Annotated in this window: 26 protein-coding genes, 1 tRNA gene and 1 pseudogene; 14 read left to right on the top strand and 14 right to left on the bottom strand. The window is 62.3% G+C overall.

Annotated features, from left to right (window positions below; all coding sequences use genetic code 11):
• Window positions 1-133: 133 nt before the first annotated feature.
• Entirely contained in the window at window positions 134-508 is a 375-nt protein-coding gene (locus tag AB6O04_RS15855; RefSeq protein WP_368565104.1) for a hypothetical protein, read from the top strand.
• Window positions 509-970: 462 nt separating this feature from the next.
• On the opposite strand, the gene AB6O04_RS15850 is transcribed toward AB6O04_RS15855, so the two are convergent.
• Window positions 971-1,213, bottom strand: coding sequence for an IS3 family transposase (locus AB6O04_RS15850; protein ID WP_368565105.1), 243 nt, complete (start codon window positions 1,211-1,213; stop codon window positions 971-973).
• Window positions 1,214-1,398: 185 nt separating this feature from the next.
• Between AB6O04_RS15850 and AB6O04_RS15845 the strand changes: the two genes are divergently transcribed.
• Window positions 1,399-2,883, top strand: a complete 1,485-nt coding sequence (locus tag AB6O04_RS15845) for an RHS repeat-associated core domain-containing protein (protein ID WP_368565103.1) — start codon at window positions 1,399-1,401, stop codon at window positions 2,881-2,883.
• A 727-nt stretch (window positions 2,884-3,610) separates the two neighbouring features.
• Window positions 3,611-4,009 (top strand): annotated as a pseudogene (locus AB6O04_RS15840) (IS4 family transposase); the annotation flags it as partial.
• Between the two features lie 114 nt (window positions 4,010-4,123).
• On the opposite strand, the gene AB6O04_RS15835 reads toward AB6O04_RS15840, so the two are convergent.
• Both AB6O04_RS15835 and rnd read right to left on the bottom strand, forming a co-directional pair.
• Window positions 4,124-4,199, bottom strand: a tRNA-Ala gene (locus AB6O04_RS15835).
• Window positions 4,200-4,215: 16 nt separating this feature from the next.
• The gene (rnd, locus tag AB6O04_RS15830; protein ID WP_368565102.1) at window positions 4,216-5,325 is read right to left on the bottom strand and encodes a ribonuclease D; all 1,110 of its coding nucleotides are present in this window, start codon (window positions 5,323-5,325) and stop codon (window positions 4,216-4,218) included.
• A gap of 216 nt (window positions 5,326-5,541) precedes the next feature.
• Here rnd and AB6O04_RS15825 point away from each other — a divergent pair, with 216 nt between their 5' ends.
• From AB6O04_RS15825 to AB6O04_RS15815, 3 genes are read left to right on the top strand one after another with little or no spacing between them, the layout of a single operon-like run.
• The gene (locus AB6O04_RS15825; RefSeq protein ID WP_368565100.1) at window positions 5,542-7,410 is read left to right on the top strand and encodes a formylglycine-generating enzyme family protein; all 1,869 of its coding nucleotides are present in this window, start codon (window positions 5,542-5,544) and stop codon (window positions 7,408-7,410) included.
• Between the two features lie 9 nt (window positions 7,411-7,419).
• Window positions 7,420-8,331 carry a M48 family metallopeptidase gene (locus AB6O04_RS15820; RefSeq protein ID WP_368565099.1) on the top strand — a complete coding sequence of 304 codons (912 nt, stop codon included), beginning with the start codon at window positions 7,420-7,422 and terminating at the stop codon, window positions 8,329-8,331.
• The gene (locus AB6O04_RS15815; RefSeq protein ID WP_368565098.1) at window positions 8,328-8,867 is read left to right on the top strand and encodes an SRPBCC family protein; all 540 of its coding nucleotides are present in this window, start codon (window positions 8,328-8,330) and stop codon (window positions 8,865-8,867) included. Before AB6O04_RS15820 ends, AB6O04_RS15815 begins: the two co-directional genes overlap by 4 nt.
• Before the next feature lie 105 nt (window positions 8,868-8,972).
• On the opposite strand, the gene AB6O04_RS15810 is transcribed toward AB6O04_RS15815, so the two are convergent.
• From AB6O04_RS15810 to gluQRS, 6 genes are all read right to left on the bottom strand, one after another.
• The gene (locus AB6O04_RS15810) at window positions 8,973-9,143 is read right to left on the bottom strand and encodes a hypothetical protein (protein ID WP_337341345.1); all 171 of its coding nucleotides are present in this window, start codon (window positions 9,141-9,143) and stop codon (window positions 8,973-8,975) included.
• Between the two features lie 59 nt (window positions 9,144-9,202).
• Window positions 9,203-9,934, bottom strand: a complete 732-nt coding sequence (phbB, locus tag AB6O04_RS15805; protein WP_368565097.1) for an acetoacetyl-CoA reductase — start codon at window positions 9,932-9,934, stop codon at window positions 9,203-9,205.
• A gap of 79 nt (window positions 9,935-10,013) precedes the next feature.
• Window positions 10,014-10,526, bottom strand: coding sequence for a polyhydroxyalkanoate synthesis repressor PhaR (gene phaR / locus AB6O04_RS15800; protein WP_337341347.1), 513 nt, complete (start codon window positions 10,524-10,526; stop codon window positions 10,014-10,016).
• A 268-nt stretch (window positions 10,527-10,794) separates the two neighbouring features.
• Window positions 10,795-11,715 (bottom strand): oxygenase MpaB family protein, encoded by a 921-nt coding sequence (locus tag AB6O04_RS15795; RefSeq protein ID WP_368565096.1) that lies wholly within the window; start codon window positions 11,713-11,715, stop codon window positions 10,795-10,797.
• Between the two features lie 43 nt (window positions 11,716-11,758).
• Window positions 11,759-12,499, bottom strand: a complete 741-nt coding sequence (gene phbB / locus AB6O04_RS15790; RefSeq protein ID WP_368565094.1) for an acetoacetyl-CoA reductase — start codon at window positions 12,497-12,499, stop codon at window positions 11,759-11,761.
• A 45-nt stretch (window positions 12,500-12,544) separates the two neighbouring features.
• Window positions 12,545-13,456, bottom strand: coding sequence for a tRNA glutamyl-Q(34) synthetase GluQRS (gene gluQRS, locus AB6O04_RS15785; protein ID WP_368565093.1), 912 nt, complete (start codon window positions 13,454-13,456; stop codon window positions 12,545-12,547).
• A gap of 115 nt (window positions 13,457-13,571) precedes the next feature.
• Here gluQRS and htpX point away from each other — a divergent pair, with 115 nt between their 5' ends.
• Window positions 13,572-14,456, top strand: a complete 885-nt coding sequence (gene htpX, locus AB6O04_RS15780) for a protease HtpX (RefSeq protein WP_368565092.1) — start codon at window positions 13,572-13,574, stop codon at window positions 14,454-14,456.
• Between the two features lie 155 nt (window positions 14,457-14,611).
• Here htpX and AB6O04_RS15775 read toward each other — a convergent pair whose 3' ends face one another.
• Window positions 14,612-16,687 (bottom strand): EAL domain-containing protein, encoded by a 2,076-nt coding sequence (locus AB6O04_RS15775; RefSeq protein WP_368565091.1) that lies wholly within the window; start codon window positions 16,685-16,687, stop codon window positions 14,612-14,614.
• 215 nt (window positions 16,688-16,902) lie between these two features.
• A complete protein-coding gene (epmB, locus tag AB6O04_RS15770; RefSeq protein ID WP_368565090.1) occupies window positions 16,903-17,922 on the bottom strand; it encodes an EF-P beta-lysylation protein EpmB in 1,020 nt (339 codons plus the stop codon).
• Window positions 17,923-18,030: 108 nt separating this feature from the next.
• On the opposite strand from epmB, the gene efp reads away from it, so the two are divergent.
• From efp to folE2, 7 genes are all read left to right on the top strand, one after another.
• A complete protein-coding gene (gene efp, locus AB6O04_RS15765; protein ID WP_368565088.1) occupies window positions 18,031-18,597 on the top strand; it encodes an elongation factor P in 567 nt (188 codons plus the stop codon).
• A gap of 16 nt (window positions 18,598-18,613) precedes the next feature.
• Entirely contained in the window at window positions 18,614-18,829 is a 216-nt protein-coding gene (locus AB6O04_RS15760) for a hypothetical protein (protein ID WP_368565086.1), read from the top strand.
• Window positions 18,830-18,851: 22 nt separating this feature from the next.
• Window positions 18,852-20,189 (top strand): TRZ/ATZ family hydrolase, encoded by a 1,338-nt coding sequence (locus AB6O04_RS15755; protein ID WP_368565085.1) that lies wholly within the window; start codon window positions 18,852-18,854, stop codon window positions 20,187-20,189.
• A gap of 102 nt (window positions 20,190-20,291) precedes the next feature.
• Complete coding sequence (gene ubiG, locus AB6O04_RS15750; protein ID WP_368565084.1) at window positions 20,292-21,029, top strand: bifunctional 2-polyprenyl-6-hydroxyphenol methylase/3-demethylubiquinol 3-O-methyltransferase UbiG; 738 nt, start codon at window positions 20,292-20,294, stop codon at window positions 21,027-21,029.
• Entirely contained in the window at window positions 21,019-21,738 is a 720-nt protein-coding gene (locus tag AB6O04_RS15745) for a phosphoglycolate phosphatase (protein WP_368565083.1), read from the top strand. The genes ubiG and AB6O04_RS15745 overlap by 11 nt, the downstream gene beginning before the upstream one ends.
• A gap of 156 nt (window positions 21,739-21,894) precedes the next feature.
• A complete protein-coding gene (locus tag AB6O04_RS15740; RefSeq protein WP_368565082.1) occupies window positions 21,895-22,620 on the top strand; it encodes a phytoene/squalene synthase family protein in 726 nt (241 codons plus the stop codon).
• Window positions 22,621-22,741: 121 nt separating this feature from the next.
• Window positions 22,742-23,674 (top strand): GTP cyclohydrolase FolE2, encoded by a 933-nt coding sequence (gene folE2 / locus AB6O04_RS15735; RefSeq protein WP_368565081.1) that lies wholly within the window; start codon window positions 22,742-22,744, stop codon window positions 23,672-23,674.
• Window positions 23,675-23,920: 246 nt separating this feature from the next.
• Here folE2 and AB6O04_RS15730 read toward each other — a convergent pair whose 3' ends face one another.
• Genes AB6O04_RS15730 through yidD form a run of 3 tightly spaced genes read right to left on the bottom strand, consistent with a single transcriptional unit; the run spans window position 23,921 to window position 26,369 of the window.
• Window positions 23,921-24,829, bottom strand: coding sequence for a M23 family metallopeptidase (locus tag AB6O04_RS15730; RefSeq protein WP_368565079.1), 909 nt, complete (start codon window positions 24,827-24,829; stop codon window positions 23,921-23,923).
• Window positions 24,769-26,121 (bottom strand): dihydroorotase, encoded by a 1,353-nt coding sequence (locus AB6O04_RS15725; protein ID WP_368565077.1) that lies wholly within the window; start codon window positions 26,119-26,121, stop codon window positions 24,769-24,771. Before AB6O04_RS15725 ends, AB6O04_RS15730 begins: the two co-directional genes overlap by 61 nt.
• The gene (gene yidD, locus AB6O04_RS15720) at window positions 26,121-26,369 is read right to left on the bottom strand and encodes a membrane protein insertion efficiency factor YidD (protein WP_368565076.1); all 249 of its coding nucleotides are present in this window, start codon (window positions 26,367-26,369) and stop codon (window positions 26,121-26,123) included. The genes AB6O04_RS15725 and yidD overlap by 1 nt, the downstream gene beginning before the upstream one ends.
• Window positions 26,370-26,491 lie beyond the last annotated feature (122 nt).

Genomic DNA, 26,491 nt, shown 5'->3' with positions numbered 1-26,491 from the left:
CGACTCATTGGGCGATCTAACGCCCAGCGAGTACCGTCAACGAGTCGCCGGAAGTTCTACTTTTGAAGTGTCTACTTGACGGGGAAGCTTACGAACCGGCACGCTTTGGGAAGGGCGTTACAAATCGAGCCTGGTGGACACTGAACACTACGTCATGGCGTGCTATCGATACATCGAGCTTAACCCCGTGCGAGCTGGCATGGTCGTTGAGCCGGAGAGCTATCGCTGGTCCAGCTTTGCGGCGAACACCACGGCTGCGCCCGATACCTTGGTAACGCCGCATGACGTCTATCTCCGGCTGGCCGAGGATGTGGTGCTGCGACGCAATCGCTACAGAGAGCTGGTGGCGCAAGCTTTGTCGGAGGATGACTTGGCGGCCATTCGCCTGTATGTGCAGCGTCAACGCGCTTTGGGGTCGAATAGATTCCAAGAACAGATAGAGAAACAACTCCAACGGCGCGTAGGCCTTGGTCGTCCGGGTCGTCCATCCAGAAGAACGGTACTCTGACCCCTGTTTTGGATCAACTCATGCGCTTAGAACGGCTAGACGGCATCGGGCCAGCTCGATATGGTGAGTTGAACCAGCTTGAGCAAGCTGCAATTCGGGAACTGCCATGAATCGCATTCATCCAGTGCTAGTTTATTGGTCCGATGAAAAGCGGAAAAAACTGCCAACCTCTAGGCAATATATCACCGTCGCGCGCTTTCCCGAGGATGAGGATTCGTGGCCCTCTCAAGCATGGAGTATTGTGCTGCAGATTCGAGGGGATCCACGCAGTCAACCGTGTAAGGCGGACGCACGATTTTTGTCGCCTCAGGCGCCAGAGAACAGGTTTCAATCAGGTGTTCGGTTCGAACTACTTGAGGGTGATCAGACGACGGCAATAGTCCACGTCGTTTGATCCACAAAACAGGGGTCAGCACAAAACAGGGGTCAGAGTGTAGCGCCCCGGGGTTCACAGACGGGCAGTCAGGATACAGATTTAGTTGTTTGGTAATCCCGTTCGATTTGCGCAGGTGATCGGTAGCCGAGTGAAGAGTGCATGCGGATGCGGTTGTGGAAGATCTCCAGGTATTCGAAGATCGCTTGCGTGGCATGTTCCCGGGTGGAGTAAATCGGTCCTTCCATGAGTTCGAGCTTCAGTGCGGCGAAGAAGCTTTCAGCGATGGCGTTGTCGTAGGGCATGCTCGGTCGGCTCATGCTGAGCCGGATTTTCGCTGTCTCCGCTTTTGCTCGATAGCGCGAGCCGGTGTACTGGCTGCCGCGATCGTGATGGAGGATCAGGCCGGGCCTGGGCCTACGAGTACCGAGCCCGGGCCTGCAACATGGCTGGCTATGCGGCTTACGGCGCAGCGGTTGCTACGCAAGTGATACCCGCGCCTGCGGGTGCACCGACCTTGAGCGTACCGACTGGCAGCAACACCGGCGCGTATGTGGTGAGCTGGACAGCAGTAAGCGCGGCAACCTCCTACCAGTTGGAAGAACGCGTCAATGGCGGCGCCTGGGCACAAATCCACAATGCCGCGGCCACCAGCAAGGTAGTGTCCGGCAAGGCCCCGGGGACCTATGAATACCGTGTACGAGCCTGCAATGCCGCCGGCTGCGGCAACTACTCGGCCATCAAGGCCATTACCTTGGTGACGCCGGCGATACCTGCGGGCTTGTACTTGGAGCAGACCTCCTCCGCCTGTGGCGTGGGATGGGGCGCTTCAACGGGAGCGAGCAGCTACGAGTTGCGGGGCTCTGGCACTACGATCTACAGCGGCCCCAATACGGGGTTCTCGCAAACCAGTCCCCGGACCTGCCTGGCGTGGTATGCGGTGCGGGCGTGCAATGGCGTGGGGTGTTCGGGCTGGTCGGCACCGGTATCTCCGTCGGGCCCCACCGACCCTCCCTTGCAGGTGGCCCCCCTCCAATGGTTGGCGGGATTGGTGCTGGGTGGCTGCGGGTTGCTGGCGCAGGCGCAGACCACGGTGGAGTACATCCACACCGATGGGCTGGGCAGTGTGGTGGCGGTGACCAACCAAGCGGGGCAGGTCATTGAGCGGCTTGATTACGAACCGTATGGGGCGATCATCGGCCAGCCCAACTATGGCGGCATCGGATTCACCGGGCATGTGCAGGACGCGGCCACTGGGCTGACGTATATGCAGCAGCGGTATTACGACCCCACCATCGGACGGTTCCTGAGCGTTGATCCGGTGGCGGTGAGCTCCGGCATCGGAGCGAACTTCAACCGGTATTGGTACGCCAATAACAATCCTTACAAGTTCAAGGACCCAGATGGACGGTTCGCATGTAGTGGAAATGAATCTGGATGCCGACAACGCATCGAGGAACTTGAGCGACGGGGAATTCCGAGCTGGCAGGCGGGTGGCGGGGGATCGGGCGGCAGTGGGAGAAGGACACGAGATTGGGATCCTTCGAAAGGGCGAGGATCCGATCGGGTCGATACTTCGGATGGTCCAAGGGTGTGGCTTAGTCCAACAGGTAAAGGAGTTCGTGGGTGCGATGGGTATGGTTGCGGCCATGATGGTGCAAGTCGAGGCCGTCGGACACATCAAGGAGCTGACTACGTTGCTACAGCAGGACAGGCCGTGGGCGCGCCGACAAACGGATTAATTGAAAGGCGTTCTAATCCTTACGCTGGCGACGCACGATACACCGGTCTTCAGTTGAAGACCGACGAAGGGCACACGATCAAACTTTGGTATGTGACACCGGATAACGGAATTGTCGGCTCTGAAGTTAGAACTGGGCAGCGTTTAGGGGTGTCGCAGGATCTATCAATTAAATATCCAGGAAACATGACAAACCATGTTCATGAGCGTATTACGGATTCGCAGGGTGACAACATTGATCCTGCCTCGATTACTCGTTAAATCATTATAATCAACTTGAAGGACTCAAAAATGGAATCCGCAGAGATGATGCTCCGTAACCGTGTTGACAACATACAGAATCTAATATGGGAGCGAGTTGCGCTTGTGGTTTTCCTGATCACAAGCGTTTCTGGTTGTGCTAGCGCTAGCGTAAGTGGTAGGCATAGCTTGCGGGGAATTTACTACTGGGGAGGCGAGGTGGAATCTGTTTATCCATGTGGGTCGAATCAATCTTTCTGGGTGATTGGCTCCGAACGTACCTTGCAAGCGTTACGCGCCGAATCGATGAGGCTATCGAAAGAGCGAGGCAGGACTTTTCAACCTGTTTACGTCGAGGTTATTGCTATTGCGGAAGCAAAAGCGGAGGACGGATTTGCAGCAGATTACGATGGTGTTTACAGATTCATGTCGATTAAGACATTTAGTCCGTCCGTTCCATCCGATTGTCATGAACTTAAGGGCGAATCTAAGGAAGGACTGAATAACCCGGTTTGAACGCGCAAATATCATGCGATCGCATTGAGCGCGGCCGGGCTATCGCTTCAAGCGCGCCGCTTGCGGCACTTTGCGGTGGCGAAATGAAACAGGGGTCTGAAACAGGGGGCAGAGTCTGAGGTATCCCCACGTTTTTCATAGTGGGATCAATCATTTGTTGTCGATCCCACTGGAGCGCAGTGCGCGCATGACGCAGTCTTGGAGGTGACGAAACCAGACAGGACTGACGACCATGCGCGCCAGCGAAGTATTGCAGAAGTGTCTGCAGGATTCATTGGGTCGGATGCACGGATTGCGGGCACAGACGCTGTTGCGATCAGTCGAGGCACTGCTTGCAGGACGAAGGCTGACCTTGATCGATGTGGCCCGTGCTTGGCCGGGTGCGCAACGTATCTGTGCGCCGCTCAAGGCGTTTGACCGGTTGCTAAGCAACGCTCATCTTCAAGGGGAGCGTAAGATGATCTATGCCGACATGGCGCGGTGGTTGCTGCGCGGGGACAGACCGGTGGTTGTGATCGATTGATCGGATCTGAAGGCTGATCGCAGTTGGTGCATGTTGCGTGCTGCCGTCCCGGTCGGTGGACGTACGCTCCCGGTGTTGGACATGGTCTTTCCAGGCAGCAAGCAGGGTCAAAGTCCGAGGGATCCCTCTTTTAACGCCCGTAAGCAGCATCTGATCGAGCCACGTTTCGGGCAATCCTCAATCAACAAAAAAAGCCAGGCTTTCGCCTGGCTTTTTTATTTTTGGTGGAGAGGATGGGGATCGAACCCACGACCTCGTCATTGCGAACGACGCGCTCTCCCAGCTGAGCTACCCCCCCACGGGGCGGTGCAAGTTTAGCGCTCTGGGGTTGCCGATGCCAAGTCGGTGGGTTTGAGCAAAGCGCCCAGGACGGGCTCCAGTTCAGCGCGGCGCCAGCCGGAGAGGGCGTTGGGCCAGCGGCCTGATTCCACCAACGCTTCCAGGTAGCGGCGGGAAGCTAGTACGCCGTCGGGTAGGCCGAGTTCGGCGGTCCGAGCGGACACGGCGTCTTGCAGGCGCTTCAGTGCTGTCTTGTCGGCGTCGCTGGCGTTGCGTGCCAGTGGGGCTTCGGCTTCGTCCGGCAGCGGGGTGTTCAATGCGTCCCAGATGGCGTCGCCCAGTTTGCGGGGCGATTTGGGCGAGGCTTCCAGTTGGCGTTGCAGTGCGGCGCGGTCTGCTGGCGGGGTGCGTGCCAGTGCGACGGCCAGTTCATTGTCCAGAATCCAGCTGCGTGGCTTGTCGCTGCTGCGTGCTTGCGCGTCGCGCCAGCGCAGTAGGCGGATCAGTCGGTGCTGCGCGTCCGGTTCCAGGAACTGGGCGCTGCGCATCGACAGATGCGGCCAGCGTTCGCCTTCGTCCTGTGCGGCGTTGTCGACGAAACGGGCGCAGTCTTCCTGCAGCCAGGCCATGCGTGCCGATCCTTTCAGCTTGGCTTCCAGCGCGTCCTGTAGCGCGAACAGGTATTGCACGTCATCGGCGGCGTATTTCAGCTGCGACTCGCTGAGTGGTCGGCGCATCCAGTCCGAACGCGTCTCGCCTTTTTCGAGTGCGACCCCGGTCACTTGCTCCACCAGTTTTTGGTAGCCGATGCCGCCGGCCACGCCGGCCAGTGCGGCGGCGATCTGGGTGTCGAATAGCGGAGTCGGCAGCGTGCCGCAGGTGTACTTGAACGCGACCAGGTCTTCGCTGGCGCTGTGCATCACCTTGAGGATCGAGGTGTCCGCCAGCACCGGGGCCAATGCGTCGGTCATGCCGGGTGCCAAGGGGTTGATCAGCAGGATCTCCGCGCCGATCGCCATTTGCACCAGCGCCAGTTGCGGCCAGTAGGTGCGTTCGCGAACGAACTCGGTATCCAGACCGATGCGGGAAGGACGCTGCTGCAAGTGCGCGTGCAGTGCGGCGGGGGTGTCAATCCAATGGGGCACGAAATCTCCGCTGAATGCGTTGTCTGCTCAGGCAGGCGACAATAGCCTAACGTCGCCGGCCGGGATACCGCTGACCGGCATTCAGACGCAGGAGGTCCATTGCGAGCGATCCTAGAACCTGCATGTAGAGCGGAGCTTGCTCCGCTGGTCGCGTATGGAGCGGATTTGGGAAAAGCCAACGGAGCAAGCTCCGCTCTACGACAGGGCGCGGCCAAAATGCGAAAAGGCAGCGGAGCAAGCTCCGCTCTACAACTAGCTCTGCTGCTGTCGGCGTTGTTGTGCGGCTGTTCGCCCAAGGCGCCTTCCACGGCTGAAGGCGACGCGGCGAGCGGTGAAGTCCGTATGCCCAGCGTGACCGTGAGCGGCGATGAGAGCGGCGTTGACGTGCTGAATTGGCAGCCGCCGGCCGTTGAGATTGCACCTGACGAGCAGGGCGCTGCACGCCGCCGGGCCGACAAGGCCCTGGCTGAAGATCGCTTGTACGCCACCGCGGAAGATGCGGTGCCGCTGTACCTGGCCATTCTGAAGGTGGCCCCGGACGATGATCGTGCCAAGGCGGGCCTTGAGAAATCGCTGGATGCGCTGCTGCAGCAAGGCGCGGCGGCTCTGAAGCACGCCGACGACAAAGCCGAATCGCTGCGCCGCGCCCACGAAATCGCCGCGGTCGTGCGCACATTGAAGCCCGATGACGAAGCCGTACTGGCCTATCTGTCCCGCGTCGACGAGGTCGAGCAGCTTTCGCGCCTGAACACCGCCAGCGAACGCGATCTGCGTGAAGGCCGCCTGGGCGAGCAAGGCGGCGGCGCGCTGGCGGGATTCCGCGAAGTACTGAAGTGGAAGCCGGGCCAGCCCCGCGCCCTGCAAGGCGTGGCGGCGGTGGAAAGCGCCATGATCCGCCGGGCCGAAGAAGCAGCCATGGCCAGCGATTTCGATACGGCTGAAGTGTGGCTGCGGCACGCGGCCAACGTGCGCGAAAAAGCACCCACGGAGGCCCCCACCATTGTCGACGCCAAGCAACGCATCGCCGCGATCCGCATCGCCCGCATCGCCGAGTTGCGTGATGCCGGCCTGCGCGATCTCGCCACGCCTTTGGGCCTGAAAGCCGCCCGCGAAAAATTGACCGAAGTGCTGCGCATCGCCGAGCCCGGCAACCGCATGGCGGCCGACTTCCGCGAGCGCATCGATCTGGCCACCTACTACGGGCTGTTCCGTCCCGGCCAAGCGTTCACCGACGCCTTGCAGAACGGCGGCCGCGGACCCGAGATGGTGGTTGTGCCGCATGGTGGTTTCCGCATGGGTGCAGACGAAGAAGAAGCAGATGCCTCCGAAGCCGAAATGCCGGCCCACTACGTGCGTTTCGACCGCGGCTTCGCGATGTCGCGGCACGAGGTGACGGTGGGCGAGTTCCGCCGTTTCGTCGAAGCCACCGGCTATCGACCACGCGCTACCCGCCGCGGGCATTCCATCGTCTACGACGAGCGCAGTGGCAACTTCGCCCGCCGCAGCGGCGTGGACTGGCAGTCCGACTACAGCGGCGCCAAGGCCAGTGATGATCTGCCGGTGCTGCATGTCAGCGTCTATGACGCGGATGCCTATGCCAACTGGCTGGCCGCGCAGACCGGCCAGAGCTATCGGTTGCCCAGCGAGGCGGAGTTCGAATACGCGCTGCGCGCCGGCACCCAGGGGCGATATCCCTGGGGCAATGGTGCGCCGCCGCGCAACATCGGCAACCTGACCGGCAGCAATGACGTATCGCCCAGCGGCCGGCGCTGGAACAACGCCTTCGCGGGTTACGGCGATGGCTACTGGGGGCCGGCGCAAGTGGACCGCTTTCAGCCCAATGCCTGGGGTCTGCACGACATGAGCGGCAACGTCAGCGAATGGGTGGCCGATTGCTGGCACGCCAGTTTCCGGCGTGCCCCGGCCGATGGCGCATCGTGGTTCAATCCCGGGTGCCGGTCGCGGGTGGTGCGGGGCGGTTCCTGGGCCAGCTCTCCGGCGCAGACCCGGGCGGCGTGGCGTTCTTCATCGGATTCGGATATGACTAATGCGCGGGTGGGTTTCCGCGTCGTGCGTGGCATCTAGGAGGATGTGATGAGAAACGATCCATTCGGTCGGGGACGTCACGAGCAGGGCGGCGGGCGGCAACGGCGCGGACTGTTCGGCAACGTGCGTTGGCTGGTTCTGCTGGGCTTCCTGGTCTATGGCGGCTGCTATTACTTCAGCAACCGGGTGGTCGATCCTTACACCGGCGAGAAGGTGCTGATCGACGGCTCGATAGGCGTCGAGGAAGAAAAAGCGCTTGGCCTGCAGGCCTATCAGGAAATACTGGCGCAGGAGCGTCCTGTCGATCCCAACTCCCAGATCGCGCGCGACATCAAACAAATCGCCCAGCGCCTGATCGACAAGGTTCCCGAAGTCGAAGCCGCGATCGCGCAGGAGCGCGGCACGCAGCCCAGCGGCAACTGGAAAACATTCGAGTGGGACGTCAATGTCATCCAATCGGACCAGGCCAATGCGTTCTGCCTGCCGGGCGGCAAGATGGCGGTCTACACCGGGTTGGTGCCGGTGGCGAAGAATGCCGATGCCATGGCCGTGGTGATGGGCCACGAAATTGCCCATGCATTGCTGCGCCATGGTGCGCAGCGAATGTCGCAGCAAAAACTGACCCAGATCGGGCAGATGGCGGGCGCCATGAGCGGCATGGACCCGCAGCAGCAACAGATGGTGATGGCGGCAATGGGCTACGGCTATCTGCTGCCGTACGCGCGCAGCCACGAAACCCAGGCCGATGAAGTGGGCCTGATGCTGGCGGCCGCTGCGTGTTTCGATCCCCAAGAAGCCGTGCCGTTGTGGGAACGCATGAGCGAAGCCAGCGGCGGCCAGGCACCGCCGGAGTTTTCTTCCACTCACCCCAATCCGGGCACACGTATCCAGAACCTGACGGCGTTGATGCCCAAGGCGATGGAATACCGGCAGCGGTTCTGCAAAGAAGCGGCGCAGTGAACAAGTCCTTTTTGGTGATGACTGTATTCGCAGCAGCGGTCGCCGCGACGCCTTGCGCGCTCGCCGAAGTCAAGGACGCCGCGCCGGACGGTTTCACTGTGGAGAATTCGCAATGGGTGCCGGCGGCGCCGGAAGTCGCGTGGAAAGCGTTCGCCCATGATGTCGGTAAGTGGTGGCCAGCCGATCACACGTGGTGGGGCGACCCGTCCAAGCTTTCGATTTCGGAAAAAGCCGGCGGCTGCTTTTGCGAGGTCAATGGCGCCCGCGAGGCATGGCACATGACGGTGAGCTTCGTGGATCCCGGCAAGCTGATGCGAATGACCGGCGGCCTGGGGCCGCTACAAGGCATGGGACTGAGCGGTGCTTTGGAATGGCGCTTCGTGCCGGAAAACGAAGGCACACGGATCACCTTGCATTACCGCGTGGGTGGTTACAGCCCGGATGATCTAAGCAAGTTCGCCCCGGTCGTCGACAAAGTGCAAGGATCGCAGTTGGCTGGACTGGCGGACTACGTACGCGCCTCGGCCAAGCCGTGAGACAGACCTTATAGGAGCGGCGTCTCGCCGCGAGCTCTTTCCGTCAGATCGCGATGAAGCGAGAAGAGCTCGCGGCGAGACGCCGCTCCTACACAAGCCGAGTTGTCAGAGGCGATTGAACACCGTCGCCAGGACCAGCAGGACGAAACCACCCACTACCAGCCAGAACGCGTGCGGTGCCAGCGTTGGGATATAGCCGAAGCGCGCGGCGATGCCGCCGCTACCCAAAAGCAGAGCGATCAACCAGACACCGAAAGTGGGTGGGGTAAGTTTCATCCATATCTCCTAATTGATTCATGACTATCCGAACACAAGGCGCACATCATAGCCGTGCATCAGAAACTCATGAACAGTCCGCCGTTGACCGGGATGTTGGCGCCGGTGATATAGCCGGCAGCATCGTCGCTCAGGAACGCCACGGTGCGTGCGATATCCGATGGCGCACCGATGCGCCCGACCGGCACTGACGCGATGGTGCGTTCGCGCACTTCCGCGGGCATGGCCTGGGCCATGCCCGTGTCGATATAGCCGGGCGAAACACTGTTGACGGTGATGCCCTTGGCGGCGACTTCGCGCGCCAGCGACATGGTCAAGCCATGCAGTCCGGCCTTGGCGGCGGCGTAGTTGGTCTGGCCGAAATTGCCGGTTTGGCCGCTGACCGAACTGATGTTGACGATGCGTCCGAAACCGCGCCCCTGCATGCCTTCTATCGCGTGCCGGCACAGATTGAAAGCACCACTCAGGTTGATGTCCAGCACCGCGTCCCATTGCGCGCGGTCCATCTTGCGCAGGGTGGCATCGCGAGTGATGCCGGCGTTGTTGATCAGGATGTCGAGCGAGCCATGCTGCTGTTGCATGCGTTCGATGAAGGTGCCGCAGGCATCGAAGTCGCCCACATCGAGCGGCTCGAAATGGATGTCCAGTTCATGCGGTTCGTCCTGGAAATCGGCAGCGCGCGCCGGCAGGTCGGCAGCAATCACGCGCCGTCCGGCGCGCGCAAGCGCCTTGCAGATTTCACTGCCTAAACCGCCGGTACCGCCGGTGACCACCGCCACGCGCTGCGTCATGCGTTCGTTTCCATAAAAATTCATTGGCATCAAAAAGCCCGCACACGAATGCGCGGGCTTCGGGGACTACGGAAGAGGATCAGCGGGCGCGGGTTTTCGGCGTCTCGCGTTCGCGTGGGGCTTCCTTTGGTTTGACGCCGACGGTAGGGCGACCCAGCCCGCCGCTGAGATTGCGCTGGAATTCCTGCCACAGCTCCAGATTGCGCTCGGTCAGCTGGTTCATCATGGTCCATGGCGTCTGCCCCAGCATGCTGCCCATCTGGCTGCGGAACTGCTGCTGCTGTTCCATGAACAACTGCATGCTGCGCTCCAGATAGTTGCCCATGAAGCCCTGCAGCGAGTCGCCGTAGAAACGGATGATCTGGCTAAGCAATTGGGTGGACAGTACCGGCTCGCCGTCCTGTTCCTGCTCGCTGATGATCTGCAGCAAAACGGTGCGGGTCAGGTCGTCGCCCGTCTTGGCATCGCGGACTTCGAAGTCTTCGCCATCGACGATCAGCTGGCGCACGTCCTCGATGGTGATGTAGCTGGAAATCTCGGTGTCGTACAGACGGCGGTTGGGATATTTCTTGATGATGCGGATCGCGCCCATTGAGCAACACTCAAAAATACGTATGTTGCGCAGCATGACGCAGCGCAACAGCCCTTGCAACTGCCGAAGGTCCAGGTTGCCTGTTCAGGCTTAAAAATGCTGCGCAGCATTTTGAGAGCCGGGAATGGGGAAATGGGGAGACGGGAAACGGAAGAGCGAGGCTGCGATGGCGGTTGAGTTCGTTGTGCCAGCTTTGGAAGCGTCGAATTTGATCGATCTTATGCCTTTGCCAAATCGTCGGTGGTAATGGCCAGATAGGGCGGCGCCTTTACGGCCAATGCTCGAGCAATGCGGGGTCCCTGCCTACTCGGCGACAGGCGCGAGGGGCCACGCCGTCGTTCAGGGCGATGCGGAATAGCGGGGCAATGGCGCGCAGTGTGCGGGCCGATACGGCCGCCCGCAGGCGTTGTGCCGGTCCGCGCCGTAGCAGCGGTTCCGCCCAGTCGGGCAGCAGGGCGGCTCCGGCACCCAGGAACAGTTCGCGCGAAAGGCCGGCCGCCGGGACCGGCAAGCGGATCCGCGCCAGCACCGCCAGTACCTCACGCGAGCGCTCGTCGTAACGCAACTCGCTGCGCACCTGCGCGAAGTAGTCGCGTACCCCCGCTTCTGACGCGGGTACTTCGCGCGCACCTAGCGCTTCTGCGACCCGGCGGACCTCGGCGTAATAGCCGTCGGCGGCGCCGTCAGGCAACGGCATCGGCGCGTAACGGCGGAAGCCCTCGAGAAAACCGTAGCTTTCGGTGATGTGGACCCAGGTCAGCAGGCGCGGATCGTCGGCGCTGTACGCCGTGCCGTCCTGGACGAAACCGCGTACCTGCGCATGGATGGCAGCGACCCGTGCGATCAGCTTTTCGGCTTCCGGGCGTGAGGCGTAGGTGGTGCCGGCGACGAAGTTGGTGGTTCGGCGCAGGCGTCCGACCAGATCCGTGCGGAAGTTCGAATGATCCCAGACGCCTGCCAACGCCAGCGGATGCAAGGTCTGCAGCATCAGCGCGCACAGTCCACCCGACAACATGCCGGGAAAGTCGGAGTGGATGCGCCAGGTCACGCTGTCGGGACCGAACAGGCCAGGATCGCCCTGCGGGTGGTCGTAGTCTATGCCGCTCTGGCCGCGCGGGAATGCGCTCAGGACCCAGCGACGAATCTGGGCGGAAATGGGAGCAGCGAGCGCGCGGAGTGCGGGTTTCATGGGCGGCACCATGATCCCACGCACCCACGCCTTCGTTTGCCGTTTACCAGCCCATGTGGTGGCCGCCGTTGATATCCAGGTTGGAGCCGGTGATCCAGGCTGCCTGGTCATCCACCAGGAAGGCAACCGCGTAGGCGATTTCCTCGGGCTTGCCCAGGCGGCCAGTGGGAATGTCGGCGGCGATCTTGGCGCGGACTTCCTCCGGCACTGCCATCACCATGTCGGTGGCCACGTAGCCCGGCGAAACCGTATTGACGGTGATGCCCAGCTTGGCGTTTTCGCGCGCCAGCGAAATCGTGAAGCCATGCATGCCGGCCTTGGCTGCGGCGTAGTTGGCCTGGCCGTACTGGCCTTTCAAGCCGTTGATGGAGCTGATCTGGATGATCCGGCCCCATTTGCGCTCGCGCATGCCTTCGATGACCGGACGGGTCATGTTGAACACCGAGTTGAGATTGGTGTTGACCACCTCGCCCCATTGCTGCGACGTCATGCGATGAAAAGTGGTGTCGCGGGTGATGCCGGCATTGTTGATCAGGATGTCGACCGGACCGAGCTGCTGCTCGATGGTGCGGACGATGGTTTCGGCGTCTTCGGGCGAGGTCACATCACCCTTGACCAGGGTGATCGGGTAGCCGTCGGCCTGCATCTGCGTCTTCCAGGCCTGTGCTTTTTCTTCGTTGCGATAGTTGGTAGCTACCTTGTGGCCCATATCGGCCAGCTTTTTGCAGATGGCGGTACCGATGCCTCCGGTGCCGCCTGTGACCAGGGCAACGCGTGATGTCATGTGGGAATTCTCCGAATCCGCCGAGGGGGAGGCGACGATCCGATTCTAGTCAGCGTTCGCGGTAGATTTGTTGTGCAGTGCAGCGAGTCCGATCGACGGTACTTTGGGAAGCGCCTGCGGATCGAAATTGGTCAGGGCGGCTGCCAACGCAGGCTTGATTGCCTGATGCGTTGTCAGCGCTTCGATGTCTTGTCCTAGCGCCTGCCACGCCAGCCTGATGGCGGGCAGCGGATCTTTCGCGTCCACCGGCAATGCCGCTGTCGACTTGGACAGCTTCTGACCGTGTGCATCCAGGATCAGCGGCAAATGCAGATAACGTGGCGTGTGCAGGCCGAGCGCGCGTTGCAGCAGAATCTGCCGGGCAGTGGAGTCCAGCAGGTCGGCACCGCGCACCACATCGGTGACGCCTTGGGCGGCATCGTCCACCACCACGGCCAGCTGATACGCCCAATAGCCGTCGGCGCGCTTGAGCACGAAATCGCCCACCACCACGGCCACGTCCTGGCTTACCTTGCCTTGCAATCCATCGGTGAAGTCCACCACCGTGCCATCCGGTACGCGCAGGCGGATAGCCGGATCGGACCGTTCGCGGCGTGCGACGCATTGGCGATGGATTCCCCCGGTAGCCGCCAGATCACTACGGCTGCAATGGCAGACGAATGCATCGCCGCTGGTCAGTAGTTCGTCCAGGGCCTGCTGATAAGCCGCATGGCGCTGACTCTGCCATAGCACCGGTCCATCGGATTCCAGCCCGAATGCGGCCAACGTTTTCAGTTGTGACTCCGCGGCGCCGGGAACTTCCCGCGGCGGATCAAGATCTTCCACTCGCACCCACCATTCGCCGCCAGCGCGGCGCGCCAACAGCCAACTGCCGAATGCGGCCAGCAGCGAACCGAAATGCAAGGAGCCGGTAGGCGAGGGTGCGAATCGGCCGCGATACGGTGCTGGTTCGGACATGGCGTGGGGCGGCTCTGGAAGCTGAATAGTCGCTCAGCGATTCGCTTGAATTCTACCCAGTGCAACCGCAGTTAAAGCGAGGAAATCTATATCAATCCTTTTGTGGAGGTTTGTTGTGTTCAACCGTATCGCCCTTTTCCTTGCCACCAACCTGGCGGTGCTGGTGTTGGCGGGCATCGTGATGTCGGTGTTGGGCGTGCACCCCGGGCAGATGAGTGGCTTGCTGGTGATCGCGGCCATTTTCGGCTTCGGTGGCTCCTTCATTTCGCTGCTGCTCTCCAAGACCATGGCCAAGCGCGCCACCGGCGCACAAGTGATCGAACAACCGCGCAACGAGGCCGAACGCTGGCTGGTGACCACCGTGCAGCGCCAGGCGCAGGCCGCCGGCATCGGCATGCCGGAAGTGGCGGTATACGACGCACCGGAAATCAACGCCTTCGCCACCGGCGCCAATCGCAACAAGGCGTTGGTTGCCGTTTCGACAGGGTTGTTGCGCTCGATGAGCCGCGATGAAGCCGAGGCGGTGTTGGCGCACGAAGTTAGTCACGTGGCCAACGGCGACATGGTGACCATGGCGCTGGTGCAGGGCGTACTGAATACCTTCGTGATCGTGCTGGCGCGTGTGGTCGGCGGCATCATCGACAGCTACCTGTCCGGTAACCGCGAAGGCGATCGGGGCCCGGGCTTGGCGTATTTTCTTATTGTGATGGTGCTGGAAGTGGTGTTCGGGCTGTTCGCCACGATGATCGCGATGTGGTTCTCGCGCCATCGCGAGTTCCGTGCCGACGCGGGTGGCGCTCACTTGGCGGGACGCCACAAGATGATCGCCGCGCTGGAGCGCCTGGCGACCAACCAGAAGCCGAGCACATTGCCTGCGCAGGTGGAAGCTTTTGGTATCGCCGGAGGCATCGGCCAGGGTTTGAGGAAGTTGTTCCTGAGCCATCCGCCGCTGGAGCAGCGCATCGCCGCGCTACGTGGCGCGCAGGTGGCAATGGCCTGACAGCCTGATTCGCCTCTTTACAAGAAAAGCCCGCATTCGCGGGCTTTTCTTGTTCTGGCATGTAGCGTGCGCTGTGCGTGCTATCCGGAGAGATGAAAAGGCCGTGCGCACAGCGCGCGCTACAACGCCGAGAGACCGCAAATCCTATCGAGCCATCAGCTGAAGTCGTAGTTCATTGCTGGCCCGGAAGTAGCCAGGAAGTTGCCTTGCACATAATCGACGCTGGCCGAGAACAGGAAAGCCATGGTGGCAGCGTCCTGCACGTGTTCGGCCACCGTCAATATGCCCAGCGCTTGCGCGCGCTCGGCGATCTCGCGGATCTTCTGCTGATGTTCGGGCGTTTTCGACAGTTCCTCGGTGAAAACCCGGTCCACCTTGAGGAAGGTCGGCTGGAAGTGCGACAGCAGCTGGAATGAATCCAGGCCCGCGCCGAAATGCTCCAGGCCTACTTGGCAGCCCAATCTGGAAGCGCCGGCCTGGAACGTCTGCGCCTGGCGCAAATGCGTGAATACCTTCGCTTCAGGCGTTTGCAGCCACAGGCAGTCGCCGGTGACGTCGTGCGCGGCCAGTTGTTGTGCAATGAGTTGCAGCAGTTGGTCATCGGCGAAGGAAGCCGGACTGACTTTCACGATCAGTCGGGTGGTGTGCCCGGCGCGCTTGCGTTCGGCCAATACTTCGATGGCGCGCTTGACCACCCAGCGGTCGATCGCGTCAAGCAAGCCATGTTCCTCGGCAATGCCAATGAACGACTGCGGCGTCACCAGCTCGCCGCCGGACTCCAGCCGCAGCAATGCCTCGTAAACCTCGCCAGCCTCGCCCTGCAGGCTGACCACCGGCTGGTAATGCAGCAGAAAGCCGCCATCGGACAAGGCTTTCTTCAAGCGGTCGATCCAGTTCTGTACGCGTTCTTCTTCGGCGCGGTCCACCGCGCCAGGGTCGAATATCTCGAAGCGGTTGCCGCCCAGGTGGGTGGCTGCATGCAGGCTGTCGGTGGCGCGCGTCAGCACTTGGCCAACGCTGGCGATTTTCTCGCCGATCTGCACGCCGCCGATGCTGGTGGTGACCGAAGCGGAGCGTTCGCCGACATTGACTACGTGCGATGCGAAAGCAGCGCGGAGCTTTTCAGCCAGTGCTGCCGTATGCGCGTGGTTGCCTTGCAGCAATACGGCGAGGGTACGCTCGCCGAAGCGGGCGGCAATGGTGCCTTTTTCCAGTTTCTCGTTCAGCCGCGCCGCCAGCGCCGCGACGAAATCATCGGCCGAATCGATGCCGATATCCTGCAGCAGGCGTTGGTAGTGGTCAGGTTCGACCAGCAGCAGGGCGAACTGGTTTTCACCGCGAGCCACCTGGCTGACCGCGTCTTCCAGTTCACGCAGAAAAGTCGGGCGGTTGAGCAGGCCGGTAACCATGTCGCGCTGGCGCAGGTCTTCCACCTCGCGGGCCAGTTCCGGGTCGAATTCTTCGCGGCGGCGGAACACCACCTGCACGCAGGATTCGCCCTCGTAGCTGGCGGTGGCGAATTCCAGCGTCGCCGGAAAGGACTCGCCGTCCAGGCTGCGCGCTTCCAGTTCGAAACGTGGCGGCGTCGCTTCGCCTTTGCCCAGTTTCTTCAGTAGCGCTTTGAAATCGTTGACGTACTGAGGTCCGACCAGATCCAGAAGCGATAGTCCTTCGACATCGTCGAAGGATTCGAAGCCGAACATTTCCAGATACGCCTCGTTGGCGCGGATGTGCATGCCTTCGTGGATATAGGCGATGGGATCGCGCGAGGAGGCGATCAGAGCATCGCAGCGGCGCTCGGTTTCGCGCAGCTGGCCTTCCAGCCGGCGCAGCGCCCGGCGCGCGTCCAGGTCCGTCCATTCGGTGCGCAGAACGTTCAGCAGGTGTTCGTTGTGGCCGCGCAGTGCCACCGCGCGCGCGCCGCTGGCCAAGTCGGCTACCAGGTCGGCTTCGACGATGGCGTCGGCCAACACAATGACCGGGATGTCCTTGCCGCTGGCATCGACCTGCGCCAGCACCGTGGACAACGGAATGGCCTTGGCCGAGCGTGAAGCGAGCACCAGGTCCATCGGCTGCGCCGCCACCATCTGGTTCAATTCGTCGGCATCCAGTGGTCGCAAGGGTCGCACGGCGATACCGCCATTACGCAATGCGCTGACGACCGCTTCCGCGTCTTCGCCGCTGTCGTCGACGATCATCAATCGAAGGGTGGTGTCTTTACCGATCTGCATGCAACGCTTCCGCCTGGTGAGCGCGTTTAATACACGATGGGCGGGAAAGCGTCCATTGCGGCGGTCCCAAAAAGCGGGGAAGTCGCGTGCGGGACACGCTGTTAATGGTGAAGTCGGCCGCTGCGCGGCCTGAGAGGACCGTGGCCTGACTTGGCAGGGCGCGTAGCGCCCAACTTTCCCCTTTCCAGTGTGCGCCGCACGCGACTTCCCCACCCTCAAAGCGGTCGTTTGCCCGTATCGCCAGGGACTTCCCGCACCAGCCGGGGTACCAGATAACCGGACAACCGTGCCGCCAGTGCAGCGTGCAGGGCCAATGCCCGGGTGTCATCGACTTCGAAATGGGCCACGCCGGCCACTCGGTCCAACTGGTGCAGGTAATAAGGCAGTACGCCGGCAGCGAAGCTGCGCTCGCTCAGGTCGGCCAGGGCGCTCACAGTGTCGTTGACGCCGCGCAGCAGAACGGCCTGGTTGAGCAGTTGCACCCCGGCTTGGCGCAGCCGCGACAGCGCGGCATCGACCGAGGCGTCGAACTCGTTGGCATGGTTGGCGTGGATTACGAAGGCGACCGGCCAGGGCAGGGCCGCCAGCCAGTCCACCAAGGCATCGTCGACGCGCTCAGGCAGCACCACCGGCAAACGGCTGTGGACGCGAAGGCGCTTCAAGTGTGGGACGCTAGCCAGAGCATCGGTCAGTTCGGCCAGTTTGGAAGTCGCCAGCGATAAAGGATCGCCCCCGGACAGCAGTACTTCGTCGATGCTGGAATCGGCACGGATCAACGCGATGGCTTCATGCCAGCCATCACGGGCTGCGGTTTCTTCCGCGTACGGGAAGTGCCGGCGGAAGCAGTAACGACAATGCACGGCGCAGCTGCCGGTCGTCACCAACAATGACCGGCCCTGGTATTTCTGGATCACGCCGGTGCCCGCGCGCGCGGCACTGTCGCCTACCGCATCCAGGCCGAAGCCGGGTACCCGGCGCATTTCATCGTCCAGCGGCAATACCTGGCGCAACAAAGGATCGTCCGGATCGCCGTGGCGCATCCGGGCAATAAAGCCACGTGGCACGCGCAGCGGGAACTGGGCGGCCGCCTCGGCGGAGACCTTGGCAGCCAAACCGTCCAGACCCAGCAGCGACAGCAATTCGCCCGGATCGCGCACGGCCTCGCGCCACGCGTGTTGCCAACGCGGCGGTTGCAGGGCGGCAGGCTGTATAGGGCTGGGGGCAGCGGTTATCATGTCAGGTCTGAAACACCCGCCGGTCGCGGCGGGCTTCCCATTCTATCCGGCAGGCCGACACTGGCACTATCCAGCGGCGGGTTTGCCTTTACCTCCAGGAGCACATGCATGGCCAGTTACGGCATGAACGACGTCAAGAACGGGATGAAGATCCTGGTCAACAGTGAACCAGCGGTCATCACTGACACCGAATACGTCAAGCCGGGCAAGGGCCAGGCATTCACCCGCGTGAAGTACCGCTTCATCAAGTCAGGCCGCGTCGTCGAACTGACCATGAAGGCCACCGACTCGCTCGAGGCAGCCGACGTGGTGGACACCGACATGCAGTACCTGTACTCGGACGGCGAGTACTGGCATTTCATGCAGCCGGAATCCTTCGAGCAGGTCCAGGCCGACAAGGCCGGCATGAGCGGTGCCGAAAAGTACCTGAAGGGCGAGGAAGCCTGCGTGGTGACGCTGTGGAATGGCACCCCGATCGCGGTCCAGCCACCGAACTTCGTCGAGCTGAAAATTACCGAAACCGACCCAGGCGTCCGTGGCGACACCTCAGGCGGCGGCGGCAAGCCGGCCACGCTGGAAACAGGCGCGGTGGTGCGCGTGCCGCTATTCGTGGGCCAGGACGAAATCATCAAGGTCGATACCCGTACCGGCGAATACGTCAGCCGCGTCAAGTGATGAAGCCGTTCGTCCGATGAATCCCTACGTCACCTATCTGATCGGCTGGGCGGTGGGCGTATTGCTCGCCGGCCTGGTCGTGATGCTGTGCTGGAACTTCACGCTGCCCAAGCTGTTCCCCAGCGTGCCGCGGCTGAGCTATGGGCGCGCGCTGGCGCTGATGCTGTTGTGCTGGTTGCTGTTCGGCGCCGGTGCTTTCGGCCTGACGTACACCCTGGGTTTTGGAATTTGACGCATACATGTCAGAGGCACGCATGACCGAACGCATCCGTGAAGCCTGCGACCTGTTGATCGAAGCCGGTTTCGTGGTGCCGGTGGTGCCGCACGGCGTGGTGCTCGAAGACCATGCCGTGGCAGTGCGCGGTGGCGAAATCGTCGCCGTGCTGCCGATACCTGAAGCGCGCCAGTACTTCGACGCGGCACGCGTCGTCTCGCGCCCAGATGCGGTGCTGATTCCTGGCTTGGTCAACGCCCACACGCACAACCCGATGACGCTGTTGCGCGGCGTTGCCGATGATCTGCCATTGATGGAATGGCTGCAGCAGCACATCTGGCCGGTGGAAGCGGCGGTGATCGGTCCGGAGTTCGTCGCCGATGGCATGGCGTTGGCCATTGCCGAAATGCTGCGCGGCGGCACCACCTGCGCCAGCGAAAACTATTTCTTCCCGGATGTACAGGCGGCGGTCTACAAGCGCCACGGCTTTCGTGCGTTGGTCGGCTTGCCGGTGATCGATTTTCCCACCGCATGGGCGAGCAGCTCGGATGAGTATTTCGATCGCGCCGGTGAAGTACACGATCAATGGCGCGGCGATGACCTGATCGGCACCGCGTTCGCTCCGCATGCGCCGTATACGGTGAGCGACGCCAACTTCGAACGCGTGCGCATGCTGTCGGACCAACTGGATGTGCCGGTGCATCTGCATACGCATGAAACCGTGCAGGAAATCGCGGATTCGCTGAAGCAGTACGGTCAGCGCCCGTTGGCACGACTGGACAGATTGGGACTGGTCAACGACCGTCTGATCGCCGTGCACATGACCCAGGTCATCGAGGCGGAGATCCATCTGTGCGCCGAGCGCGGTGTGTCGGTCGTGCATTGCCCCGAATCCAATCTGAAGCTGGCTTCCGGTTTTTGCCCTGCCTGTGCTTTGCAACGCGCGGGCGTCAATCTGGCCATCGGCACCGATGGCTGCGCCAGCAACAACGACCTGGACATGTTCAGCGAAACCCGTACCGCGGCGCTGCTGGCCAAGGCCGTGGCCAACGATGCCACCGCGTTGGACGCCCCCACTGCGCTGCGCGCCGCGACGCTCGGCGGCGCCAAGGCGCTGGGCTTCGGCGACAGGATCGGCTCGATCGAAATCGGCAAGCAGGCCGACCTGGCCTGCGTGGATCTGTCGGCACTGGAAACACAGCCGCTGCACCACGTGATCTCGCAACTGGTCTATGCCACCGGACGCCAGCAGGTGACCGATGTGTGGATCGCGGGCAGGCCGCGAATGATCCAGCGTGAGCTGATCGATATCGACGTAGATGCGCTGGTCGCCAACGCCAGGCAATGGCGCGCGCGTATCCGCACGATTCGCGGCTAGCACTCTTCTTACTAAGTGCGTGAGCCCGTCATGACCAGCCATTCGGCTGTTAAAAAAGCGTTTCCAGCGTAAGCTGGACCCCTCCGATTTCGCATGAATGGCATGAATACTTCCTCTTCACGCGCCCCAGACAATTTCGACCAAGCCGAGCTCGACAAATTCGGTGCGCTCGCCAATCGCTGGTGGGACGAACAAGGCCCGCAGAAGGCACTGCACGCGCTGAATCCCGTTCGGCTGGACTATGTGCGGCGACGCGCGGTGTTGGCGGGAGCGCAGGTGCTGGATGTTGGCTGTGGTGGCGGATTGCTCAGCGAAGCCCTGGCGCAGGAAGGAGCAGCGGTAACCGCCATTGACCTGGCGCCGGAACTTATCAAAGTAGCCAAGTTGCACCGATTGGAATCGGGCGTGCAGGTGGACTATCGCTTGCAGTCGGTGGAAGCGCTGGCGGAAGAACGGCCTGCCAGTTTCGACGCCATCACCTGCATGGAGATGCTGGAGCACGTGCCGGATCCGGCGGCGATCATCACGGCTTGCGCCACGCTGCTGAAGCCGGGGGGGCGCTTGTTCTTGTCCACGCTCAACCGCACGCCCGCCGCGTTCGCGCTGGCCATCGTCGGCGCCGAGTACGTTGCGCGTCTGCTGCCCAAAGGCACTCATCATTATCAGGATTTCATCAAGCCGGCCGAGCTGGCAGCATGGCTGCGCGGCGCGGATTTGCAGTTGGAAGATGTCAGCGGACTGGCATACGAGCCCTGGCGCAATGGCGCCCGCCTGATCGGCCGTACCGATGTGAATTACCTGGCCTGCGCGGTCAAGCAGGGAACAGGTAATGGGGAATAAGGAAGTGGAGAAGCGGATGCTGGGCAAATTTCCCCGCGCCGCGTTGTTCGACCTGGACGGCACGCTGTTGGACAGCGCGCCGGACATGCTGGTGACCGCCAACCGGATGCGCGACGAACGCGGCTTGGCCGCTGTGTCGCTGGCTGAGTTGCGGCCGCATGTTTCGAAAGGCTCTCGCGCCATGCTGGCGATTGCGTTCCCGCATTTGGAACCGGCGCAGCGCGAAGTGCTGGTGCCCGAATTCCTGGAAATCTATCGGCAGGAGCTCGGCCGGCATAGCCGGCTATTCGATGGCGTGGACACCATGCTGTCGGCGTTGGAAGACGCCGGCTCGCTTTGGGGCATCGTCACCAACAAGCCCGAGTACCTGGCGCGCGATATCTTGCCGCAACTCGGCTGGGAAACCCGCTGCACGGTATTGATAGGCGGCGATACGTTGGCCGAAAAAAAGCCTCATCCGCTGCCATTGCAAGTAGCAGCACAACGCATCGGGATTGCGGTCGAAGATTGCGTGTATGTGGGCGATGACGAGCGCGACATCATCGCCGCACGCGCGGCTGGCATGCCATCCATCGCCGCGCTGTGGGGCTATCGCCAAGCCGGCGAGCATCCCGCGGAGTGGGGCGCCGACGCGTTGTACGAATTACCGCATGACCTGATCGAGCCAGCGGCTTGGCCATGCTATAGCGTCACTGTGGGAGCGACGTAAGTCGCGACCGTATAGCATCAGCGTGCATGACACTAAACGCGTCGCCACGTTAGGGCTAACAATCCGCCTTCTCTACCGATTCATGGCCTGCGGTTTCCCAATTCTCCCTGTCGCGACTCACGTCGCTCCCACACGTACGCGATTTCGCATGTCCACATGTCCGATTCCACCGCCCTAGACAGCTTCCTCGACAAATGGCGCGCGCGCTGGCCGGAATGGCAGATGGCGGAAGTATTCGTGCCGCTGGCGCGCCGCCCCGTCGCGGTCGCATGGTTCGCGCTGCTGCAGGAGTTCGAGGACATCATGAACATCTCGGGTGATCCGCTGCCGGCCGATGCCAAATTGGCGTGGTGGGGCGAAGAACTGCGCGATTGGTCGCGCCAGCGTTCGCGGCATCCACTGGGACGGGTGCTGGAACCGCAGCCCGCACCGTGGGCGGCTTTGGCGGAAACGTTGCCGCAGCTGATCGCGGCCCGTGATCGTCCCGCCGATGCCACCGCGGCATTCGCCGGCTTGCAGAGCTTCGGCGAGGCCGTGGCGGTGGCGGAAGCGGCGCTGTTCACCGCACCGGCGTCTGCCTTATTGGCGGAAGCCATTACCGCGCAGATGCTCGCAACCCGTTTGGCCGAAGCTGGCACCGCGGCGCTGCCGTTGCGGGAGCAAAAGGTGGCGGAAGCAGGCGACCTGCGGGCGCAATCGCGCCAATGGGCCGAAATCCTGCTGCGGCACTGGCCGGAACGACAGGGCGGGCGCGAGCGGCGCTTGCTGTCAGCCATGGCGCGCGGCCGTTTACGCCGTTTTGCCAAGTTAGGCGAGGCTGCACCCATGCCTTCTCCTGCCGTGCTCTTGTTCAACGCTTGGCGCGCAGCGCGGGGCGGTTGAAGGTGCCGGTCGGCGCTGGCTATCGCCGCGATAGCCGTATGGAGTTGCTGTAACGGACTGTTTCATCTAGGGATTCAGGGCCAAGAGTACAATGGCCGGGTCTTCTTCCCTGCGTACCCCGATGTCCTCCTCTCTACCACTGGCGCCACGCGCCGAACTGCCCGATGTCGCTCACCAAAGCGTGCCGCTGGCGCGTCCACTGGACTGGGTTGGCATGGAAGGTATCGCGTTGCCCGTGCGCATCTCCGATGGTGCGGGCGGTCAGCTGCAGGTGGCCGCAAGCATTGACTTGTTTGTCGATCTGACCAACCCCGATGCGCGGGGCATCCACATGTCGCGCCTGTACCTGCAGCTGCAGGAAGGCTTGGCGCGCGAAGCCATCACACCAGCCGGTCTGCGTCACCTCCTGCAGGGCAGTGTGGATTCCCAAGAAGGATTGGCTTCACAAGCGCGGCTGAAGGTCCGCTATGAAGCGCTGCTGCAACGGCGTGCGTTGGAAAGCGACTTCAGCGGCTGGAAGCGTTATCCGGTGGAAATCGAAGCCACGTTGGCGGAAGGGCATCTGCACCTGGCGCTTTCGTTCTCGGTCGAGTACTCCAGCACCTGTCCGGCGTCGGCCGCGTTATCACGGCAAGCCAACGCGGAGCGTTTCGCGCAGGACTTCGCAGCCGCGCATCCGCTGGCGATCAATGTCATTCACGACTGGCTGGCCTCCGAACGCGGCCTGGCCGCTACGCCGCATGCGCAGCGTAGCCGCGCGTCGGTGCGGGTGGAGCTGAGGCCGCAGTTCGACGAATTGCCGCTGGTGGCGCTGATCGATGCGTTGGAAACCGTCCTGGCGACACCCGTGCAAACGGCGGTCAAGCGAGTGGACGAGCAAGCCTTCGCGCGGCTCAACGCCGAGAACCTGATGTTCTGTGAAGACGCCGCTCGCCGTGTCGCCTCGGTGCTCGCCAGCGACCCGCGCATCGCCCGCTACGACGCTACGGTCGCGCACTATGAAAGTCTGCATCCGCATGACGCGGTGGCCCGCGTTAGCGGCAGCAATGCTTGAGAAGCGCGTAGAGCGGAGCTTGCTCCGCTGCTTCTATCTTGGTTAGCGTCCTTGTGGGAGCGACGTGAGTCGCGACCGGAGACATCAACGTCGCGACTCACGTCGCTCCCACAAGGAAAGATTTAGTGTCCGCGTTCGAGGACCAATAGCGGGTCGATGCGCACATCGAACCGCGCCGCGATAGCGCCCTCTGGTGGGCAGGATGAAGAACGCGCCGCAGCGTGACATAGGTGAACGATCTGGAACCTATTGCCCGCGTTCAAGTACCAGCAGCGGATCAATACGCACGTCGAACCAATTCATCCCCCAATGCAAATGCGGCCCAGTAGCCCGCCCGGTAGCACCCACCGCACCGATCACCTGGCCCTGTTCAACGCGATCACCCACCTTCACGTCGATACGCGACAAATGCAGGAAGTTGGAGCTGATGCCATGGCCGTGGTCCAGCAGCAGCGTCCCGCCGGTTAAATAGAGATTCGGCGAAGCGAACGTCACCACGCCGGCTGCCGGCGCCTTGACCGGGGTGCCGGCAGGCGCGGCGATGTCCATGCCGGAATGGCCCGCGCCGGGTTGACCGTTGTAGACGCGCGCATTGCCGAAGCGGCCGCTGATGCGTCCCTGAACCGGCCACTGGAACGCCTGGGCGAAATCAGCGCGGGCGTCGTCGCGGACGCGCGCGGCGGTCACCAATGCTTGTTCGCGCCTGATCCGTTCGGCGATCTCCGGCGGAGGGTTTACCGTCTTGGGAGGCACGCCCTTGACGTACTCCGTAGGCCAATCGCGTGGAGTAACTTGGATGGAGACGGTTTCATGCCGACCGGAAGGCAGTGCGACATTCACCTGCAGCGGTCCTTTCTCGTCCCGGCCAACGCCTAGTGCAACCGTTCCATATGAAGTCGTGCGCAGCGTACGGCCGCCGTAGCGCACATCGCTGCCTGCAGGCACCTTTCCCAGCACCATGGCGCCTTGCGACGCCTGAGAGGGAAACACGACCCGCTCATCTGCAATGGGAGCAGACACCTGCTGCGCCTTGGCAGGCGTTGCAGAGGCGACGATGAAGCACGAAACAAGCAGCGCTGACAGCGCCGCAGCCTTCACCGGTCGAACTCCAGCCTTTGACCGCCGGGCGTGCCAACCAGATGATTGCCATTCCATACCATGCGGCCGTTGACCCACGTCGCCCCGATCCGCGACCGGAAGGTCGTTCCCTCGAAAGGCGACCAGCCGCACTTGGACAGTACGTCCTCGCGCTGCACCGTGAAAGCTTCGTCATCGACCAGTACCAGATCGGCCCAGTAGCCTTCGCGTAGAAAGCCACGTTCCTTCACGTCGAACAGCTGCGCCGGCGCGTGCGCGAACTTGTTGACGATCTGCGCCGCAGTGAGCTTCTGCTCGTGCACCAGCTCCAGCGCAGCCACCAATGCGTACTGCACCAGCGGCAGCCCGGACGGCGCCTGTGCATAGGGCTTTGATTTTTCTTCCCAGGTATGCGGCGCGTGATCGGTCGCCAGCACATCGATCACATCGTCGGCCAGTGCCTTGATCAGCGCCTCGCGGTCACTGGCGTCCTTGATGGCCGGGTTGCATTTGATCAAGTTGCCCAACCGCGCGTAATCGCCGCGGTCGAAGCGGAGGAAATGAACGCAGGTTTCGGCCGTGATGCGCTTGCGGGCGCCGTCGGAATGCACCAGCGGCCCGGGAATGAACAGCGCCAGTTCGTCGGCAGTGGAGATATGCAGCACATGCAGGCGGGTGCCGTGCTTGCGCGCCAGCGACAGTGCCAACCGTGTTGACTTGATACAGGCTTCACGGCTGCGGATGTCGGGGTGCTGCTCGGCGCTCAGGGCGTCACCGTAGCGGGCCTGGAACGCCGCCATGTTGGCATCGATGATGGGCGTGTCTTCGCAGTGAGTGATGATCGGAGTGGGCGCTTCGCGGAAGATCGCGTCCAGCGTTTCGGGATTGTCGACCAGCATGTTGCCGGTGGAGGCGCCCATGAACACCTTGATGCCGGGTGCGGTTTTGGGATCCAGAGTGCGCACATCGGCCAGATTGTCGTTGCTGGCACCCAGGTAGAAGCCGTAGTTGCCCCACGCGCGGCCTTTGGCCCGCTGGTATTTGTCTGCCAGTGCTTCCGCGTTCAGGGTTGGCGGACTGGTGTTGGGCATATCCATGAAGGTGGTCAGCCCACCCGCAACGGCCGCGGCCGATTCCGTGGCAATGTCGCCCTTGTGCGGCATGCCCGGTTCACGGAAATGCACCTGGTCGTCGATCATGCCCGGCAACAGCCAGCGACCGCCGGCTTCGATCACCTTGTCGTCGGCGCGCGGCCTGATCTCGGAAGCGATCCGGGTGATGCGGCCATTCTCGAAACGAAGGTCGCCCTCGAACTCGCGGCCTTCATTGACCAGGCGGGCGTTGACTATCACGGTACCGGAAGCGGGCATCACAGGTTCCCTGTCGGTGGAGTGGAGGCGGATTTCTCGGGTACCGGGTCGTGTCCGCCGGCGTGAAGCGGATGACAGCGGCCGATCCGGCGCAGGGCCAGCCAGCCACCTTTCATCGGACCGAACCGGGCGATGGCTTCCATCGCGTATTCCGAGCAAGAGGGGGCGAAACGGCAGCGCGGACCCAGCAAAGGGCTGATGAAACGCTTGTATATCCGCAGGACAGCAATGAGTGCGCGGCCAATCATCAGGCAATGATACGCATGTTAGGGCTTGTTGCCGCCATTGGGTTGGGGCTTCCGTATCAAGTACGGGGCAGGCTCTCCGGGTTGCTTCCCCGCCTGTCAAGGAGTTTGCCCTTGTAGGAGCG

It is taken from the genome of Pseudoxanthomonas sp. UTMC 1351, from assembly GCF_040948865.1.
GTDB lineage: Bacteria > Pseudomonadota > Gammaproteobacteria > Xanthomonadales > Xanthomonadaceae > Pseudoxanthomonas_A.
This window is presented reverse-complemented; position numbering and strand designations above follow the sequence as displayed.

What these genes read in the sequence shown, in the direction of transcription:
- AB6O04_RS15725 (WP_368565077.1), bottom strand. Translation starts at nt 26,121, where the DNA reads ATGCCCGCTTCCGGTACCGTGATAGTCAACGCCCGCCTGGTCAATGAA.
- AB6O04_RS15820 (WP_368565099.1), top strand. Translation starts at nt 7,420, where the DNA reads ATGAGAAACGATCCATTCGGTCGGGGACGTCACGAGCAGGGCGGCGGG.
- efp (WP_368565088.1), top strand. Translation starts at nt 18,031, where the DNA reads ATGGCCAGTTACGGCATGAACGACGTCAAGAACGGGATGAAGATCCTG.
- AB6O04_RS15730 (WP_368565079.1), bottom strand. Translation starts at nt 24,829, where the DNA reads ATGGAATGGCAATCATCTGGTTGGCACGCCCGGCGGTCAAAGGCTGGA.
- phaR (WP_337341347.1), bottom strand. Translation starts at nt 10,526, where the DNA reads ATGGGCGCGATCCGCATCATCAAGAAATATCCCAACCGCCGTCTGTAC.
- phbB (WP_368565094.1), bottom strand. Translation starts at nt 12,499, where the DNA reads ATGACATCACGCGTTGCCCTGGTCACAGGCGGCACCGGAGGCATCGGT.
- ubiG (WP_368565084.1), top strand. Translation starts at nt 20,292, where the DNA reads ATGAATACTTCCTCTTCACGCGCCCCAGACAATTTCGACCAAGCCGAG.
- yidD (WP_368565076.1), bottom strand. Translation starts at nt 26,369, where the DNA reads ATGATTGGCCGCGCACTCATTGCTGTCCTGCGGATATACAAGCGTTTC.
- AB6O04_RS15795 (WP_368565096.1), bottom strand. Translation starts at nt 11,715, where the DNA reads ATGAAACCCGCACTCCGCGCGCTCGCTGCTCCCATTTCCGCCCAGATT.
- AB6O04_RS15755 (WP_368565085.1), top strand. Translation starts at nt 18,852, where the DNA reads ATGACCGAACGCATCCGTGAAGCCTGCGACCTGTTGATCGAAGCCGGT.
- AB6O04_RS15740 (WP_368565082.1), top strand. Translation starts at nt 21,895, where the DNA reads ATGTCCGATTCCACCGCCCTAGACAGCTTCCTCGACAAATGGCGCGCG.
- AB6O04_RS15810 (WP_337341345.1), bottom strand. Translation starts at nt 9,143, where the DNA reads ATGAAACTTACCCCACCCACTTTCGGTGTCTGGTTGATCGCTCTGCTT.
- epmB (WP_368565090.1), bottom strand. Translation starts at nt 17,922, where the DNA reads ATGATAACCGCTGCCCCCAGCCCTATACAGCCTGCCGCCCTGCAACCG.
- phbB (WP_368565097.1), bottom strand. Translation starts at nt 9,934, where the DNA reads ATGACGCAGCGCGTGGCGGTGGTCACCGGCGGTACCGGCGGTTTAGGC.
- AB6O04_RS15775 (WP_368565091.1), bottom strand. Translation starts at nt 16,687, where the DNA reads ATGCAGATCGGTAAAGACACCACCCTTCGATTGATGATCGTCGACGAC.
- folE2 (WP_368565081.1), top strand. Translation starts at nt 22,742, where the DNA reads ATGTCCTCCTCTCTACCACTGGCGCCACGCGCCGAACTGCCCGATGTC.
- AB6O04_RS15825 (WP_368565100.1), top strand. Translation starts at nt 5,542, where the DNA reads ATGCGAAAAGGCAGCGGAGCAAGCTCCGCTCTACAACTAGCTCTGCTG.
- gluQRS (WP_368565093.1), bottom strand. Translation starts at nt 13,456, where the DNA reads ATGTCCGAACCAGCACCGTATCGCGGCCGATTCGCACCCTCGCCTACC.
- AB6O04_RS15745 (WP_368565083.1), top strand. Translation starts at nt 21,019, where the DNA reads ATGGGGAATAAGGAAGTGGAGAAGCGGATGCTGGGCAAATTTCCCCGC.
- AB6O04_RS15760 (WP_368565086.1), top strand. Translation starts at nt 18,614, where the DNA reads ATGAATCCCTACGTCACCTATCTGATCGGCTGGGCGGTGGGCGTATTG.